Raw genomic sequence first — 18,214 nt, 5'->3', positions numbered from 1 at the left:
ACAAGAAACATTAAAAAATGAAACGGTTATAATAATTACTAGGGTTAAAAAAATTCTTTTCATAAGGTTTAATTTTAGTGTTATATTTGGGATTAGTCTTTTTTAGGAATAATAACAGGGTCTGTTTGTGGTGCGCTACTAGTATCGTCTAATTGAATGGAAGCTGAATTGTTTTCCATATCTGAATCATACGCATCTGTAGTACAAGAAACATTAAAAAATGAAACGGTTATAATAATTACTAGGGTTAAAAAAATTCTTTTCATAAGGTTTAATTTAGTGTTATAATTTGGGATTAGTCTTTTTTAGGAATAATAACAGGATCGGTTTGTGGTGCGCTACTAGTATCGTCTAATTGAATGGAAGCTGAATTGTTTTCCATATCTGAATCATACGCATCTGTAGTACAAGAAACATTAAAAAATGAAACGGTTATAATAATTACTAGGGTTAAAAAAATTCTTTTAATAAGGTTTAATTTAGTGTTATAATTTGGGATTAGTCTTTTTTAGGAATAATAACAGGATCGGTTTGTGTCGTAGTACTAGTATCGTCTAATTGAATGGAAACTGAATTGTTTTCCATATCCGAATCATATGAATCTGTTGTACAAGAAGCAACTGAAAATGAAACGGTTATAATAATCACTAAAGAAAGGATAGTTTTTTTCATAATGCTAAAATTTAAATTTGTTTATATTATTATTTTTATTACTTTGACAAATTGCAGTGAAACTTTTATTGATTTGTAACACCTTATTTTTGCTTTTTCAAAAATAAGGTGTTACAAAATTTTAATTTTACAAGTTTTCTGCCGATTTTGTTAAAGTTTTGGCAGTATATCTGTCTGTTTTATAATTATTTAGTAAGATAAAATGAGCACGTTTGTAATTGGAGACATTCATGGGGGGTTAAAAGGACTACTAGAAGTAGTTCAAAAAGTTAATTTTCAAAAAACAGATACCATTATCTTTTTAGGAGATTATGTAGATGGTTGGAGTGAGTCTGTAGCAGTTATAGACTATCTTATAACGTTAAATAAAACACAAAATTGTATTTTTTTAAGAGGCAACCACGACGATTTATTACTTAACTACTTGAAAAACAATAAATACAGTGATGAATGGCTTAACCATGGTGGTAAATCTACACTTGAAGCTTATAAAAATGCTACTACAGAGACAATCACTAATCATATTTATTTTTTAGAATCCTTATTTCCTTATTTCGTAGATAAAGACAACCGACTATTCATTCATGCTGGTTTTACAAATTTAAAAGGAGTCACATATGAATATTTTAAACCGCTTTACTATTGGGACAGAACTTTATGGGAATGTGCTATAGCTTTAGATCCTCTAATGAGTATTGACGATGAACGCTACCCAAAAAGATTAAAATTATATCATGAAATTTTTATAGGACACACACCTGTTTCACTTATAGGTAAAACTACACCTTATAATGTCGCTAATGTTTGGAATATCGATACTGGCGCGGCATTTAAAGGACCGATAACCATTTTAAATGTTGAAACTAAATCATTCTGGCAAAGTCAACCACTTCATATGCTTTATCCATCTGAAAAAGGAAGAAATTAACTTATATTTATATATTTGTAGTAAAATTATAACAATGAAAAAAATAATACTTTTATTCACTCTATTCTCTTTTGGAATAATGAATGCACAGGTTTTCTCAGGAAAAGGAGATAAAAAATTTCAAGTTGGTGCTAATTTTCAAGATCATGGAACGGGTATCATAGCAACATATGATATAGGATTAGGAAAAAATATGTCATTTGGTTTTACTTCTTCTTATCTTTTAGGAATTGAAGAAATTATGGGTGAAAAACCTAATTTTGACGACCGCTTTGATATAAGAGCAAGATTTAGTGCTAACATTGCTGATATTTTTAATATCGAAGAAAAAATAGATTTATATCCTGGCCTAAATATAGGTGTAAAAAATTTTGGAGCTCATTTTGGAGCTCGTTATTTCTTTTCTGAAGGATTTGGAATCTACTCTGAAATTCAATTTCCAATCGCTACCTATGATAATGACCCAGTAGGATTTGAAAAATATAATAACCAATTTAATTTTTCTATAGGAACTAGCTTCAATTTATAATAAATGAGTGTTATTGAAAAAAAATTAAAAGATAGAAGTAATTCTACATGTGAATTGTGTGGAAATGAACATGAATTACAAGTTTTCAATGTTGCTCCTTATACAGAAGAAAGTCTCGATCATTCTATTCTAGCTTGTAAAACATGTATTTCACAAATTGAAAATCAAGAAGAGATTGATCTTAATCATTGGAGGTGTTTAAATGACGCTATGTGGAATGAAAATCTTCCTGTTCAAATTGTTTCATGGAGAATGCACGCCCGATTAAAAAACTTAGATATGCTTGAAATGATGTATTTAGAAGAGGATGCTTTAGAATGGGCAAAAGTTACTGGAGAAGCAGATGATGATGATGGTAAAATTATTCACAAAGATGCTAACGGAAATATCCTACAAGATGGAGATTCAGTCGTTTTAATAAAGGATTTAGATGTTAAAGGAGCAAATTTTATTGCAAAAAGAGGAGCTCCAGTACATAATATTAAATTAGTCTGGGATAATGCAGAACAAATTGAAGGACGTGTAGAAAACCAACATATCGTTATATTAACACAATACGTCAAAAAGACTAAATAAACTAAAAACCAACCTCTTATAAAACAAAAAGGGATTCGTAAATACGAATCCCTTTTTGTTTTATACTACTATTTCCCCATACCATAATAGGAAAATCACCTGATTTACTTCTAAAAACCCAATATAAAAAAAGGTACATAAACCCAATAAAAATCAGGTAACTTACTCTTTTACAATGTTTTAATAAATAAGAATTTTACAAAAATTTTTATCACTAATTAAAACTATAAAAAATTATGACAAAAAAAGCAATAATAATTGGAATTAATGATTATGCACCTATCGGACCTGGAGGACCAGATTTAAATGGCTGTATACATGATGCAAGAGACATGGCTAATACACTTGTTATTTGTGGATTTGAACCAAAAAACATTAGAATTTTAACAAATCAAAATGCGACCAAAAGTAATATCATAAACTACTTAAAATGGTTGGTTTCAACCAATAAAAAAGGAGATTCATTAGTTTTTTATTATTCTGGACATGGTACTAGAGTAGCAAATATGAGCGATGATCTCGAATTAGATGGATTAGATGAAGCCATTTGTCCTCACGATTATAAAACAGCAGGTGTTTTAAAAGATGATGATTTTAAGGCAATTTTCGACACGCTTCAAACTGGAGTAAACTTAGATGTTTTCTTCGATTGTTGTCACTCTGGATCAGGAACAAGAAGAATTAAGTTTGATGAATTCAACAATCTTACTAATGAAACTCCAAGGTATATAGAACCCATGCTAGAAGATGAATTTTATTTTAATTTTTCTAGGGAACTAACAGATACAACTACTAAAGACTCTAAAACCGAAAAAACTACAAAAACCAAATCTTTAGTAAAGGTAAAAGGAATGAACCATGTATTATGGGCTGCTTGTAAAGAAAACCAAGTAGCTATGGAAGGTGATTTCTCTGGGCTTACTAGAGGTTATTTCACCTATAATCTTTGTAAAATATTACGAGCTACAAATGGTGAAATTAAAAGAAATCTATTGGATGTTCAATTGGCCAATGCTTTAACCGCTATGGGTGCAGCTCAAATTAACCAAACTGAAAGTAGAGCCACAGAATTAAAACAATTAATTTTTAAATAAAAACAAACATGAAAAGTCAAGCAAATGAAAAACCTCTTTTGTCAAAAGAGGTGGAAAAACTAAAGCTTATTAAAGCAAAAAAGGCAGAAAAAATTGATGATGGTTTATCAGAAATTGAAGCAGAAGCGATTGAAAGTTTTAAAAGAGGTGCACGAGCTAATGTGGAAGAAGTAGAAGCATTTTGTCCTGTAAATGCAGATCAGGATTTTCATCCAAAAGAAGATAAAAAAGGGGCAAAAAAAGCAAAGTTTATTGACCGTGAAACATTTATGCAAGGAGAAGGAAGCAGAACCATTTTTGGCACAGACCAAAGAATAGTATATAATTCAACTGCTTACCCATGGCGATGTGTAGGTCGTGTTGAAACAGCTCTTGGGTATGCTAGCGGTGTAATGATTGGACCAAGACATGTATTAACCTGTGCTCACGTTATTGATTTTTTAAGTAATGGTTCCACAGGGTGGGTGAAGTTTTCACCAATGTATTACAATGGAGCCAATGCTACTTATGGGACTGCAAACGCTATAAAAACGTATTACAAATACAAAGTAAAAGGACCTACAATCGATAGTACTGAAGGAAAATACGATTATGTAGTGGTGGTTCTAGACAGAAATATTGGTAATACTACAGGCTGGATGGGTGCAAAAGCGTATACCGATTCTTGGGATGGAGGAGCTTACTGGACACATGCTGGTTATCCAATGGACTTAACAGGAGCACAAAGACCCATTTATCAAAACAACATCGCTTTAAACGGTGACGACTCAACAACAGATGCACACCAAGCTATTTATCATCAAGCAGATGTATGGCCAGGTCAAAGTGGTGGTCCATTTTGGGGATATTGGGGAGGTATTCCTTATGTAGTAGCCGTACAAAGTTGGCAAAACAACTCAACCAATGCTGCAAGTGGTGGAAACGATTTACTCGATTTAGTAAACAAAGCTAGAACAGCTTACCCATAAATAAAATAAACAAACCATAGGCGTAAATCCGAAAAGCCTTGATAGAGTAGGATAAAAATCTTAAAAATATAAAAATTATGTCAAATTTTGTTCCAATGCCTGATGAGAAAGACTTCTTAAGTTATCTATTAGGCGATGTATTTAAAAAAATGACCAATGGCGGTGACCCAAAAATGTTAGGTCCAAATAATTTCATAGCTTGGGAACCAGTTCCTGTAGTAATGGATCCGGAAGCATTTGATTATGCTCTAAAAGGTTTTTTTGGTACTACTCCAAAATTAGAAAACATGAGTGATGAAGAATATGAAGATGCAAGAGCTTCCAAAAAATACAGCAAATATGCATATTCTGAAGAATTTGCAAGATTAGCCGATCAGGTTCCAAGTATGATTCCTGAAATGGATAAGAAAACAGGTGCTAGAAAATTTACCATTTTTAGTCCTCACCCAGATCATACAAAATCAAATGTTTATAGTGATGTTTTAGAATATTGTGTCGTAAAAGATTCTAAAATTGATCCAAAAGTGGAAAAGAAATTGGAAGTCTTGAGAAAAGACATTGTGACTATCAAGAAACTAAAAAATCCAGATTTTGATGATTCTATGGTAGAACACCCAGAAGACAATCCAAAATACATTTATCAATCTTTCCCATCACCTAAATATATAAAATATTTAGAATATGAAGCTTTATACTATGAAGCAGAAGATAAATTAACAGATTTACAAAAAAGAGTGGCAGATGGTGAAGCAGATGCCATGAGTGAAATGGCTATTAATGGGCGAAACTTCATTAAAAGAAGAGATGATGCTCTAAAAAGATGGGAAGGTATTGGTTACAAAGGTAAAATTGAAAAATCATTGAATTATATAGATGAAATTGAAAGCAGCAATTTTATTACAGTTAAAAAAAGATACGAATCGGAATTATTAGCAGCTAAAAGAACTGGTTTAGGTGGTATGAACTCTTACTATTTTTCTGCTCCAGTTCCAGCAAGTACATTATCCAATGCTTCTAAATGGTTGTCTTACAAATTCAAAAAAAGCGACTATGAATCAAACTATAAAAGCACAGCTCATAGCTGGAGTGCAGCAGCAAGTTTCGCAGGCATTTTTGGTGGAGGAGCTAAAGGAAAACACAAAAAAATTGATTCAAGCTATAATTTCAATGATTTTGAAATGTCTTTTAAAATTGGTAAAGCCTATGTTTCTAGTCCTTGGTTTGGAAGTACTTTCTTAAAATCGCGCTATTGGAAATATTCTAAAAATGGGGCACAAATATTAAACAACCAAATGATTAGTGATGGTAATGGAAAAGGATTATTACCAGCAGTAACTACGGAATTGTATTTTATTTCAGATTTAAAAATTGGCTTCAAAAAAGGCTCTGATTCCTACAAAAAATCGGAAAATGAAGTAAATGCAGGTGCTGCATTGTCGATTGGTCCATTTATGTTTGGAGGTTCATATGGCTACAGTGACACTCGTATTAATAGAACAGGTTCGAGAGAAGAACAAGGAATGTCATCTGGAGGAATCTTACTTTTAGGTAGAAAATGCAACATTTTAGATTTATCTCCTAATCCGCTTCCTTCTATTAAAGAAGAAGAATGGGTGGAAGTAAATTAAACCAATAATAAGGGCCCAAACGTAAAATTGTTTGGGCTTTTATTTAAAAAATAAACATCATGAAATACTATACCGCATTATTCCAAAAAATAAAAGAATATTATAAAACACAGACCACCAATGACCAGGAGATTGCTTTAATCTGTCCTTCATTAAGAGTCTATGAAGAATCAGAAATGAAATTATTGCTTCCACAAATGCTAATTGATGAAGCTTTAAAAGGGGAAGCTTTACTAAAAAAACAAGATATTTCATTTCAATTAAACTCTATTCCTTCTTCAGATAAATATTGGGATATTAATCCTAGTAATACACTTTTTGAAGCGTATAGCAAAATCATCAATACGCAACAAGAGGTAGTTATAGAAGAGAATGAACAAGAAATTGAAACAGCAAAAAAGATTTTATATGACACCAAAGGAAATCCCACAAAGGAAAAAAAAGCTTATGATAAATACATCACGCTTTTTGATACCTTATTAATGGAATGGGAAGAGCATGTTTATAAATTTAACGATTTAACCACAGACGATGAAAAGCAAGTTTGGTTAGAGCAATTAAACATCATTCTTTTGAAAAAAGAAAAACTAATTATTGATCACAAGCTTTTAGGTTATAAAAATGATATTGAAAAAGCCATGAAAGTCATCAATAAATCGGATGGTTTCGATGTTTTCTTATCCAGTCTTATCAATTCTAGAAACGTCATGGAAAATTCTAAAAAAACAGGCATTCAGTCTTTAGAATCATATCACGACATCAATTTTGTGCCTTATGATTTCATGTCAAATGATAATGGTTGGACCAAATTATCCTTGGATAAAAAAGAACTAGACACTTTGTATGAAACTGTACAACAAGAAAAAAACGATTTTCCAGAAGAAATTATTTCCATAGAATATGATGAAAAAAATATTTTAGGCGTTGAATTAGAATTTTCTATTGTAAGCATGCAACGCAACTGGTTTGCGCTATCTCCTATTCTCTCTAGTTTCTTCAAATGGAAAGAAGCCAAATCCATTTCTGATGGTTTTACCATAAGCAATGAATTTATTTTGCCTGCTTTTACAAAAAAAATGATTTTAATCAAAAACCTAAAAATCAATATCGATCCGAGTATCGATTCAGACGAGGTAAGCAATATCAATCAGTTAATTCATTTTGGACCAATCTTAATGAAAAACCAACTTTTCGTAAATGCACAAAGCCAAGTAAAATTTGTGAAAGCCATTAAAAATAAAGAAACTTTAAAATCAAACAATATAAAATATTATAGAGCCAAAGCAAATATTACACCCATTACACTAAACACACCAGTAAGAACAGCACCAGCAAGAACAACGGCAAAACCTACAGCAAATGCCAGAACGATAGCAAGACCCGTTACAAGAGTTAATCCCATTAAGCCTACCCATACCACAAAGCCCATACAAACAAACGTAAAACCAGCTATCCTAGCGTCGAGTATTAGGGTTAATCCTGTTTTATTTCAACCTGCCAAAGTTTTAACTATAAATAATAACTTAGCTACAATTGTGGTCAATATTAAAGATTCAGTTACAAAAGAAGCCGTGTATAAATCGGAAATTTCAATTATTGGTACCAATAATAGTTATTTTAAAGAAATTGAATCAGACAAAGAAGGAGCAATCACTTTTAAATTACCCATTGGAAATTATAAAATAAAAATTGTAAAAGATGGCTACAGTATACTCGAACAAGAATTGAAAGTGGCAAACAAAAACACCATTAGCAATGACTATTTATTATCTCCAGAATCGGTAAACTATGATAGTTATTTCTTAATTGGGATGATTTGCGAAAAATTACCAAAAATTAATACTACTTTATAAGTGATATGCGCTTCAAAAGATAAATGAAATAACACCCTATTCGATTTTAAATCAGTATAAATCAAGCAAACAACATGAGAACCATACAATACAACAATAAAGCGTCTGAAGTAGCTGTTTTATGTGATTTATTAACACAATTAGGCTATCAAGTAATAGTTTCCGATTCTTTTACCTTAGCCGTAGATGTTGCGGTTAGAGATTTTCAATACAAGAATAACTTAGTGGTTGATGGTATTGTAGGCATTAAATCGTGGTCCAAATTATTGGAACTTACTCAGTTTTCAAAACATAATGACAAGTTGCTCTCTGAAAATGATTTAGTAACTTTTGCCACTACTTTCCAACTAGAATTAGCTTGTGTAAAAGCTGTAAACACAGTGGAAAGTAGTGGTAAAGGTTTTTTAGCAAGTGGAAAACCTAAAATTCTTTTCGAAGGTCATATTTTTTGGAAAGAACTTATTAAAAGAGGCATTGATCCTTCTTTATATCTAAATACATCTTCGGCAAGTGTTTTATACCCTATTTGGACTAAAAAATATTATTTAGGTGGTGATGCTGAATACGCTCGTTTGGAAAAAGCCATCCAAATGAATGCCAACCCTATTTTTAAAGAAGCTGCTTATTGTGCTACTTCCTGGGGTTGTTTTCAAATTATGGGTTTTAATGCGATTCCTATAGGCTATTCTTCTGTAGAAAATTTTGTAGAAAAGATGTATCTTAGTGAAAAAGAACACCTTTTTGCTTTTGGTTTGTTTTTAAAAACCAATCATTTGATTCCTTATTTACAAAATAAAGATTGGGCTGGTTTTGCTTCACGTTATAATGGATCGGGTTATAAAGCCAACAAATATGATGAAAAATTGGCCAATGCATATCAAAAATATTCTTAAAACCAAACGATATGAGTTATCAAATACAACAAATGATTAGTACTTTATCGAATAAAGTATTACGATTACAAAAGGTTAACAGCGATAGGGATTATTCTGGTGGTGGATGGTATGAAGATATTTCTCATGCCATGTTTTTATATAGTGATTTTAGTTTTAATTATGTTATTGAAACGTTTAGAAGTGTTACAGGTGGTGGATTATCGATGCCCTATCAAAACAGAGAAGAATATCGCGGTCATTGGAAAATTACGTATGAAAATTTTACCACGTATATCACATTTACTTTTGAAGATTACTCGCAACAAAAATATGAAACCCAAAATTTAGGTACTGGTTTACAAAAAATGGGCGAGCATACTTGGAATCGTTATCTTATTTCTTGAAAAGATCAAGATTTAAAAATATTTACATCTATATGTTTTAAAAAAAACTCCCATTTTTGCTTGAGAGTTTTAGTTTTTAGAAGTAAATTATTCGTTTTCTGGATAATAGGCTTCAATTGCTTTCGGGACATCTTCTTTAAAATACTTGTTATTAGGAAATTTTGTTAAAATTTTTTTTACACATTCCACAAATTTTATATTTTGAAATTTAAAAGAAAGTTCTTCAAAATCAGAAGAAATCCATTCTAGTGATTCTTCATCTAAATCATTAAGTATTTTAATTGTATTGTCAACATCTTGAAGTAATAAGTTTGTTATTTCATCCGAATCTAAAGATATTGTTGGGTCATCAACATGTTTACTTTTAATTTTAGCTAAAATATTTTTTATTTTTTGTTCCATCTTTTATTATTCTTTAAAAGGGTTAATTTCTATTTCTTTATTATTTATTATTGGTTGTTTTGCATTGTCTGGCAGAATTGTAGCAGGTTTTCCATGGGTTTTCATCACGCCAACTCTTACATCTTCAAAATTATCAAAAAGAGGTATTCCATCTTGTAGTTTTTTAAATTCTTGATAATTTTTATTTATTACATATTGTCCAGCTTGTTTTATTTTTTTTGCATCCCAAGATTTTGGAAACCAAGATTGACCAGTAATAATTATTCCCTCTATTAATCGTTTAAAGTTACTATTATGTCATTCAACCGCACCAATTCTTACACCGTTTTTGTATGTATGTTCTATTTTATATTTCCTACCTATTTGCTCTAAGTAATCAATATTAGCTTGTCCATGACCACCTCCTTTCATTTTACCTGGTAGAATACTTCTTTTCGGATTTTCAGGCAATTCAAAATCACCAATATCTGCATGCTTAATTACTTCATCAGGAATCTGTTTTGGTTTAAACATTTTCTCTAAAACCTCTATCAACTTAACACTTTTAGCTGTCCAAACTTCTTTTAATGTTAATGTTCCACTGACTTTGGTTTCTTCTTTGTTTATATAACATTTTATTGATGAAGCTGTTTTTATTAATGTAAAAAACCACCTCTATATTGAAATGGTTTTTGTTATTACTATTTATTTTTTTGCTTTTCTAATTCTTTTTGATAAGGAATATTAAACAAGAAATTATCGGAACTAGTGCCTTCATATACTAATAAATCATCTAAAGAAAATTGAAGATAAGGGAAAAACTGTGTAGGAATCCATTCTTCTGCATAAAGGATTAATTCTGGAAACTCTTTCATTAACTCTCTTACAAAAGGAATTAAAACCTGCTCGTCTTTATTGCCCCAGCCGTAGCCTATTACTATAACATATCCATTTCCACTTCCTGGTATAAAACTGTAAGGTGGATTTTGAGATGCAATAAATTGCTTATAATCACTTATGAATACTTCAAGGGTTTCGGATGTTCTTGGGTTGTTAACAACATGCTCATTAAACCTGTCATTTTTTTTATTTTGATAATTAAAATGCAGTTTATTAGCTATTTGTTCTATAGAATTTTCTAATTCTGAACTATCTATAAATGTTTTGCTTAATAAAAATGCTTCTTTACTCATGCTATTTAAGATTTTTAATTTGATTTGTATTTGTTATTATTTGTATGTTATGTTTTTTTTGTAATTCTTTAATAAAAAGATGGTTTAAAACTCTACCATCATTTTTTCCAATAGCAAGCACTACTTTTTTGTTTCGCAGATTAACAAAATTTTCATTTAATGGATTTATATATTTATCAAATTGTTTAATGAATTTAGTAGTGATAGAATTATATGACAAACTTTCTTTACATTCAATTAAAAATTGTTTAGAAGCTACATCAAAATCACCTAAAGATTTATTGTCTGAAATACTTATAATGTCATTATTTATATCGGTCAATTCATCATATTTTCTTAACTCATCTGCAACTTCTCCAACCCATTTATCTGCAGCTTTATTATTTTTTTCTAAAGCTTTTATAAAATTTTCAGTACTTTTTTGAGTTCTTAAAATACCATTTTTACCCTTTTGGTTTAACCATTTCATTTTTGTACCAGATTTGTTAAAACAAGTCCAATATTTACCTGTTTCATCTAATTTAGGAACTAGCTTATAAAGTTCTTCAAGAGCATCTATCAGCTTAGCACTTTTAGCTGTCCAAACTTCTTTTAATGTTGCTCTTACTTCTTTTGCTGTTCCGCTGGCTATGGCTTCTCCTTTGTATATAACTGCTAAGCCTATTGCTTTGTTATCAAAACCTATCCCTTTTATAAAAATAACACCTTCATTTTGCAATCGTGTAACTCCTGCGGGATTAAATTTTATACCATTGCTTGCTAGTGCTTCTTCAGCAAAAAGAATATCTTTGACTGTGTTTTTTGTAAAATTAGCAATATTTATTTCAAGTAGTACCTTTAGCATACAACTTCTTACAAAATTTGCAACGTTCGCGTTTTTTGTTGCAACCAATATCAATTTAGAACCACCTTCTAAGAGTATTGTACCTCCTTTTAAAAGTCCATTTCCAATTTTAAATAAGGTGTTAAATACAGCAGGACCAGCTGTAACTAAACTTCCTGCAATGTAAATTTTTTCCCATGACTCTAAAAACTCTTTTCCTCCTTCTGTCTTTAATAATTGTTCTTGAATGGCTAAAACACCAATATCTGTTGTAGCAAGAGCAATATCAGCAACAGCTAATGTTGCAATAAGTGGATTACCTGTTGTTACTACAACAACTACACCAATTACAATAGCTAAAATATCAAAACCAATTCGGATACCTTTTTCTATTTCTTGTATTTCTTTTTCATCGGAAAGCGCTTTAATTACTATAGCTGGTACTGGAAAACTTATTTCACTGGAAACACTTGTATCTACCAGATAAACTAAATCTAAAGGATGATACATAGCTCCTTCATCAACAGATTCAAAGGATTTTTCTTCAACTTCTATACGTTGAGAATATCTGGGTAAATCATCTGGGTATGTTTTTGTTACTGTTTTTGAAACCTCTTTTAACTGTTGTAAGTAAAATTCGTCGTCGTTTTCTTTACTAAAAAGTGAGATAATATCCGCATTCAATTTATACCCTTGTCCGTAATAAAAAGTTTCTTCTCTTTGATTTAAACCTTTGTTTCCATTTGTAACGCAGAGAGCTGCTAAAAGTTGGCTAAAAATAATTTTGTTACTGATGTTTTGTCCTTCATATAATGAATATCCATCTAAATTTTTATAAATTCTTTTTACAAATGCTGGATTAGCTTTAAATTTATCAAATAATATGTTAGATTTACCATACGCTTTCATAACGTTTATAAGAGCAGAACTTCCATCTCTCCAACCACTAAACAAACCATCATCATCATAATCTGTTAAAACATTGATATGCTCCCAAAGTATTTCTTCATTAAGTAAGGATAAAATATTTTTTAAAGCAAAATCGGGTATGTTCTCATAAAGAAATTTCAATTCACTTGCTTCTTTTGAGTTTTTTAATTTGTCAGCAAAAACCTTTGTTATTTTATCTTCTAAAAAAGTTTCTCTTCCAATTTGAGATACAATAGCAACAAAATCGTTTAGTTTTTCTGTTTCAATAATGATTGCTTTATACATGTCATTTAAAACATAATCATTGTCAATTTCTGGAGTAATACTAAAATCTCTTTTATCAATTGCATCTGTGTAAATAAAACTGATTTGAAAATTCAAAGATTCGTTTTTTTCATCAATTTTAAAACGAAATCCAGGATTGATAAAATCTACTTTACAAGCTCTAGTATTTAAACGTATCTTTAATGCTGCGGTTTCTCTTTTTCCTTGAGCATTCTCATATTGATAGGGAATAGTTTGTTCATGCTCAGTAATCAAACGAGGTCCTAATCCATCTCCACTTAAAATTAATGTGGTTGTTGGTAAGTTTTTAGTATATTCCTTATAGTGGAAGAAAAAATCATCTGAATTTGAATTTACTTTTAAATCTTCTATTAGTTTTTTACTATTTAAAGCGCTTCTATAAAATTCATCTTTATACTCACCACATTTTTCGACTTGATTTCCAAATTTATTATCAAATGTAATCTCTTCAAAACTTCTGCTTGAATTTGAATTGATTAAAGGAAGTGTTCTTTGAAGCGACCCTGCTTGCTGTTTTAAATCTAAGAACTTTAATCCTTTCAAAAGATTTTGGCTTTCTGTCTCATATTCATCAAATGTGTTTGCCATAAGTTTTAATTTTAGTTATTTCTAATTTGTTTGTTGGAAATAATTCAATAAGAGGCACATTGCGTTTTTCAAAGTGATTTATTTTTTCTTGTGTTGTAACTAATAAATCTATATGGTAATTTAAATCTCTTGTCCATATATGCGTATTCGTTATAGGAAAATCACATATTATAACAACATCCCAGTCTTTTCCATTTAATTTTTCCCAATTTTCAATAGGTGTTTTAGCTCTGCTTCCGTAAAGAACAATTTTTCTTACTGGAGTAATGTCTTCTATTTTTCTTCTTAATTCATTAAGAATATATGGCAACACTAACTCGTGCTGCCATATACTTTCCATCTTTACTTGACTCATATTAGGAATCTTGAAATTGGGAAAAGGTTTGTTTCGCTAGGAAGACTTAAAGGAACTCTAGCTTTATCCTGAATTCTAGCGTCTATATAATCATACTTTCCTATTTTTACCAAAACATCATCTTCAACAATTAATCTTATAGTATCAAACATAGGATCATCACCTGGTTTTGTAAACACAAAATCTTTAATTTTACTTGTATCAATTGTGAATGTAATTCCATCTGTTGCGCCTGCGTTTGAGATGGCTATTTTCGCTGTAACACCGTTAATTAACGATAACTGTTTTGCTAATTCATTAAAAATTACAGCACTTCTGGTACTACTCAACCAATTGGCATCTCTATTTATGGTTATGGTTTGTCCCATACATTCATAAATTTTTGGGAAATTATTATCCGCATCGTGATCTCCTATGGTTTGAAACATACGATTGTCCATCCCTTCAAAAGTAAACTCAATAAATTTAGTCTCTTCTTGATTCAATTGAGAATTACTAATAACAAAATTGGAATTACAAGGCACTGCATCTGGATCTTCAAATGTGTCGCTATTTACATCATCACAATTGCAAGGAAGTGCCTTTTCAACTTTTAAACCAATACTATCTGCTTGCAGAATAGTTAATGATGTAGGAACACGAGTAATCCAAGCTTTACCTTCTTTTTGACCTAAAGGTTCTCTTAACTCATCTACAATAGACATGAATAATTCATCTTCAATAACTGGCACTTCACCACCATTCCAAATTTGGCCTGTTTGCATATAATAACGAACTGCTTCTTCAAAACCTGGACGAACTGTGACCACAACTCTTGCCATACCTGCTTGCATGAAGTTTCTAAACAATGGATCATTAGAGTCATCATATTGATACAACGTTGCCCATTCAGAGCGATTACCCCAATAATAAGGATATAAATTATATGACATAATATCCCACTCAAAAGCTTGTTCCATAAACTTTACGAATGCTGCATAATCGTCTAATTCTTGTCCAAGATTTACTTCTGTATTACCAAAATTTCCTACAGCAGTAGCATTACCTACAATTTTAAATAAATTGCTTTTCCCGTAGGTGTTTTTGGCTAATGGGTTTTGATCAATTAAATAGGAAATACAGTTTTTACGTAAAATCTTGTTTTCAAATTCACGATAGAAACCTGGGTTTGTTCCTTTTATTTGAATACCCGTTGCTTTTTCTTCTGCCAATTTTTCGTTATAAACAGTTAGTGCATCTTCATAAGCATCTATAATAGTTTTAAATGTTTCTTGTTGCCATTTTTTTCTTGCTTCACTTGTTAATTCACATTTTATTTCCACATTTACACTTCCAGAATGATGTCCCATAACGGAATATGAAATAGGAATAATACCATTAAAACTCGACACAGGATAATAAACTCCTTTACTCTGTAATTTTTTACTTCCTGCAATAACCGCCAAACCATAACCTGGTTCAGATGGATAATACCAATCTGCAGTTACACCAATAGCATTATAACCTTCTGGTAATTTCACTTCTTCATTTCCAGCTGCAACTTCTTCCCATTCTGCTCCCATAGTTTCTGGTGTTGTAAAAGAAAATGACTTTCCAACACTTAAGTAATTTGCAGGAGAAAGTGTTACATCAACATTGTATTTTGCTGCCCAAAATTTAAGTGTTGCATCTGTAATTTTTGAATAATCAGCTAAATTGTTATTAGATGCTTTTCTTGGATCTTCAGGTTCAACAAGCAAAGACATTTGTTGTTTATTTTCCTGCATTCCCAAAGAATGTAACTTAGCAGGTTGAGGAACCATAAATTCAAACATCAAACGTTTACCATAATTAACTATTTGATTTTTAAATAATTTATCCACCCATCTGAATACTCCTACAACATGTTTATCGCCTTTTGTATTGTCAAAACCATGTTTATTATTTTCTTCAAACTCTTCAATAATTTTATCAATTCGTTCTTCTTTTACTTTACTAACAATTCTATCCAAAGCAGATTCAGTAATTTCTTTTGCTTGTGTAACGGCTTGTCTGGTACTTTCTTCTTTAGAATTATGAGTAGCATAATTGACTCCAGTTGAAAAACCAACTTCACTACCAAATGCTTTAAAACTTCCGTTGAAATTTGCAAACGCACTAAAATCTTTACTTTCTTGAAGTACTTTAGCCACTTCACTTTGCATGTCAAATCTTGAAGTACTGCTTGTATCGGTTAAATGTTCTCTTTCTGTTTCAGAAGAGGTAGTTGTTGTATTCTCGCTTCTTCTCAGCCTTCTTGTAGCTTTTTCTTTATATTCACGAGCCATAATGTTTTCTATATGGGCTACATCTCCTTCAACATAACATTGCGTGCTCTGTTCTACTTTTTTATAATCTGCAATTCCTAATTGCTTTACACCAAACCCACTAGGAATAAAGGGAGATTCATTTCCATTGTTTAATTGTGTATCATCTCCGTTATCTCCTTCATTTAATAATGTTAGCAACGTTCCTGACGAACATAAACTCAATTTGAATTCTGGAATAGAAAATGTTTTAACCACTCCATTAGTAAAAGTAATTTCACCTACAAAAGATTGTAATAAACTTTCTTCTGCTAATGATGGAAGTCCTATTACCATGTTTTTAAAGAAGATAGTATTTCCTATTTTAGACAAGATATATGTATTTTGTCCTTGATTTGTATAAATATTCCCATCTGACCTTACCAAAGAATACGTAAAACTTGCTACATTCCAAGTATTGTCTGGCACTGCTACAGACAAATCTGAATTATATCTTGCGATAGATCCAATTAATGTTTTACTAACTGGTTTTGAACAAATTTGAAAACCAAAAAGTGTAGTTGGAACAGGTATAACAAGAGGTATTAATACTCCACCAACACTTACTAGAGTATTCTCTGATGAAGAAGTATTCGCTGAAATAATTTCATTATTTGTAGTAATCGTAGACGAAACATAATTTGTTAGTTCATTGAAGCCATTATAATCGTTAGATAATGTTAGTACATTAGGTTCTATAAGTCGTTCTTTTACATTATTATCTGTAATTTCAGAGTATTTTCCTGTGATTTCCAATAAAGCTTCAAAACTTTCAGGAGTTAATTTAACTTCTAACTCTTTTAAATCTAAAGGGTCTTTAAAATTGAATTCAAACTCTGGAATTTGTGGTGAAGGTACAGATGGCGGCTGATTACAAGGGTCTTTAGGATCATAAACCGTATTAGGATCTTTTACAGTACACCAATCTTGTTTTGCACTTTCTAAATCATTTTTATATTGCTCTAAAATAGGTTTTACAATCGCTTCATGGTTTTTCTCAGCTAAAGACAACGCACTGCTATATTCTTTCTGAAAATTCTTACTTATTGCTTTTAATTCGCTTTCTAGTTTTTGAAATCTTCCATTTTGATACTCTGTTTGTGCAATTACTTGTTGTTTTATCATTTCCTCTTGTGGATATGTTTGCTTAATAACTTCCTCAGAAGTCATTATTTTTGACATACCTGTTCCGGAAGAAGCAATAGTATCTTCAACAAATAATGCTTTTGGTAATACAACTTTTGCATTTACTAATGTTTTTGACAATGCTTCCTCACCATTATATTTTATAATCAAATGATTTGCTTGTAACATTTGAATCAATCTCTCTTTAGCATAAAAGTCTCTTTGAGTAACAGTTTGATAAAAAAGATTATTCCATAAACTAGACAAGACATTTAAGTCACTTATTGCAATAACATTGCTGATTTTTTGAGCTAACTCACTATGTTCATAAGATAAACGGTTTTTTGCAATCCAAGTTGAAAAATCGTATAGTTTTGGATTTATATCTTTTAATTCTTGGATAGTTAAAGGTGTAAAAGTGGTAGCTATTTGCTTTAATTCCTTCCATTTAAAAGTTTTATCTTTGACAGCATCAAATACTCCAAGAGGAATATTTTCATCTCTAAAGACAAATCTGTCATTTTGTTTTTCTTCATCGGCTAATTGCGGTGATCTCATTGAAACAAACCTGAAAAGGGTGTTTTTATTTTCTGTGCTCATACTTATAAATTAAAATTAAAAAAAATTAGGTTCATTTGGCTGCGCATCCATTTAAACATAGA

At 30.8% G+C, this 18,214-nt stretch carries 17 protein-coding genes; 9 read left to right on the top strand and 8 right to left on the bottom strand.

Translation table 11 applies throughout. The annotated features are described in order from the left end of the window. Nucleotides 1-92: 92 nt before the first annotated feature. Both CX675_RS19760 and CX675_RS19755 read right to left on the bottom strand, forming a co-directional pair. Complete coding sequence (locus CX675_RS19760) at nt 93-266, bottom strand: hypothetical protein (RefSeq protein ID WP_165396008.1); 174 nt, start codon at nt 264-266, stop codon at nt 93-95. Nucleotides 267-498: 232 nt separating this feature from the next. Further along, on the bottom strand, nt 499-672 hold the full coding sequence (locus CX675_RS19755) for a hypothetical protein (RefSeq protein WP_165396007.1): 174 nt from the start codon (nt 670-672) through the stop codon (nt 499-501). A 202-nt stretch (nt 673-874) separates the two neighbouring features. On the opposite strand from CX675_RS19755, the gene CX675_RS09000 reads away from it, so the two are divergent. The 9 genes from CX675_RS09000 (at nt 875) to CX675_RS08960 (ending at nt 9,527) form a co-directional block, all read left to right on the top strand. Then, a complete protein-coding gene (locus CX675_RS09000) occupies nt 875-1,600 on the top strand; it encodes a metallophosphoesterase family protein (protein ID WP_130734906.1) in 726 nt (241 codons plus the stop codon). 34 nt (nt 1,601-1,634) lie between these two features. Beyond that, a complete protein-coding gene (locus tag CX675_RS08995; protein WP_130734905.1) occupies nt 1,635-2,129 on the top strand; it encodes a DUF6646 family protein in 495 nt (164 codons plus the stop codon). A 3-nt stretch (nt 2,130-2,132) separates the two neighbouring features. Continuing rightward, the gene (locus CX675_RS08990) at nt 2,133-2,705 is read left to right on the top strand and encodes an alkylphosphonate utilization protein (protein WP_130734904.1); all 573 of its coding nucleotides are present in this window, start codon (nt 2,133-2,135) and stop codon (nt 2,703-2,705) included. 236 nt (nt 2,706-2,941) lie between these two features. Continuing rightward, complete coding sequence (locus CX675_RS08985; RefSeq protein WP_130734903.1) at nt 2,942-3,799, top strand: caspase family protein; 858 nt, start codon at nt 2,942-2,944, stop codon at nt 3,797-3,799. An 8-nt stretch (nt 3,800-3,807) separates the two neighbouring features. Beyond that, complete coding sequence (locus tag CX675_RS08980) at nt 3,808-4,767, top strand: serine protease (protein WP_130734902.1); 960 nt, start codon at nt 3,808-3,810, stop codon at nt 4,765-4,767. A gap of 77 nt (nt 4,768-4,844) precedes the next feature. Beyond that, the gene (locus CX675_RS08975; protein WP_130734901.1) at nt 4,845-6,395 is read left to right on the top strand and encodes a hypothetical protein; all 1,551 of its coding nucleotides are present in this window, start codon (nt 4,845-4,847) and stop codon (nt 6,393-6,395) included. Nucleotides 6,396-6,454: 59 nt separating this feature from the next. Continuing rightward, the gene (locus tag CX675_RS08970; RefSeq protein WP_130734900.1) at nt 6,455-8,248 is read left to right on the top strand and encodes a hypothetical protein; all 1,794 of its coding nucleotides are present in this window, start codon (nt 6,455-6,457) and stop codon (nt 8,246-8,248) included. A 74-nt stretch (nt 8,249-8,322) separates the two neighbouring features. Next, nucleotides 8,323-9,141, top strand: a complete 819-nt coding sequence (locus CX675_RS08965) for an N-acetylmuramidase family protein (RefSeq protein WP_130734899.1) — start codon at nt 8,323-8,325, stop codon at nt 9,139-9,141. 11 nt (nt 9,142-9,152) lie between these two features. Then, entirely contained in the window at nt 9,153-9,527 is a 375-nt protein-coding gene (locus CX675_RS08960; RefSeq protein WP_130734898.1) for a hypothetical protein, read from the top strand. Between the two features lie 87 nt (nt 9,528-9,614). Here CX675_RS08960 and CX675_RS08955 read toward each other — a convergent pair whose 3' ends face one another. From CX675_RS08955 to CX675_RS19980, 6 genes are all read right to left on the bottom strand, one after another. Further along, a complete protein-coding gene (locus CX675_RS08955) occupies nt 9,615-9,929 on the bottom strand; it encodes a hypothetical protein (protein WP_130734897.1) in 315 nt (104 codons plus the stop codon). A 297-nt stretch (nt 9,930-10,226) separates the two neighbouring features. Next, nucleotides 10,227-10,463: a hypothetical protein gene (locus CX675_RS19985; RefSeq protein ID WP_205728617.1), complete on the bottom strand. Its 237-nt coding sequence runs from the start codon at nt 10,461-10,463 to the stop codon at nt 10,227-10,229. A gap of 146 nt (nt 10,464-10,609) precedes the next feature. Then, nucleotides 10,610-11,101, bottom strand: coding sequence for a hypothetical protein (locus CX675_RS08945; RefSeq protein WP_130734896.1), 492 nt, complete (start codon nt 11,099-11,101; stop codon nt 10,610-10,612). A 1-nt stretch (nt 11,102) separates the two neighbouring features. After that, the gene (locus tag CX675_RS08940) at nt 11,103-13,748 is read right to left on the bottom strand and encodes a hypothetical protein (protein WP_130734895.1); all 2,646 of its coding nucleotides are present in this window, start codon (nt 13,746-13,748) and stop codon (nt 11,103-11,105) included. Beyond that, nucleotides 13,732-14,103: a nucleotidyltransferase domain-containing protein gene (locus CX675_RS08935; RefSeq protein WP_130734894.1), complete on the bottom strand. Its 372-nt coding sequence runs from the start codon at nt 14,101-14,103 to the stop codon at nt 13,732-13,734. The genes CX675_RS08940 and CX675_RS08935 overlap by 17 nt, the downstream gene beginning before the upstream one ends. After that, nucleotides 14,100-18,152 (bottom strand): hypothetical protein, encoded by a 4,053-nt coding sequence (locus tag CX675_RS19980; protein ID WP_205728616.1) that lies wholly within the window; start codon nt 18,150-18,152, stop codon nt 14,100-14,102. The genes CX675_RS08935 and CX675_RS19980 overlap by 4 nt, the downstream gene beginning before the upstream one ends. Between the last annotated feature and the right edge of the window lie 62 nt (nt 18,153-18,214).

The organism is Flavobacterium sp. J27, assembly GCF_004303025.1.
Taxonomy (GTDB): domain Bacteria; phylum Bacteroidota; class Bacteroidia; order Flavobacteriales; family Flavobacteriaceae; genus Flavobacterium.
This window is presented reverse-complemented; position numbering and strand designations above follow the sequence as displayed.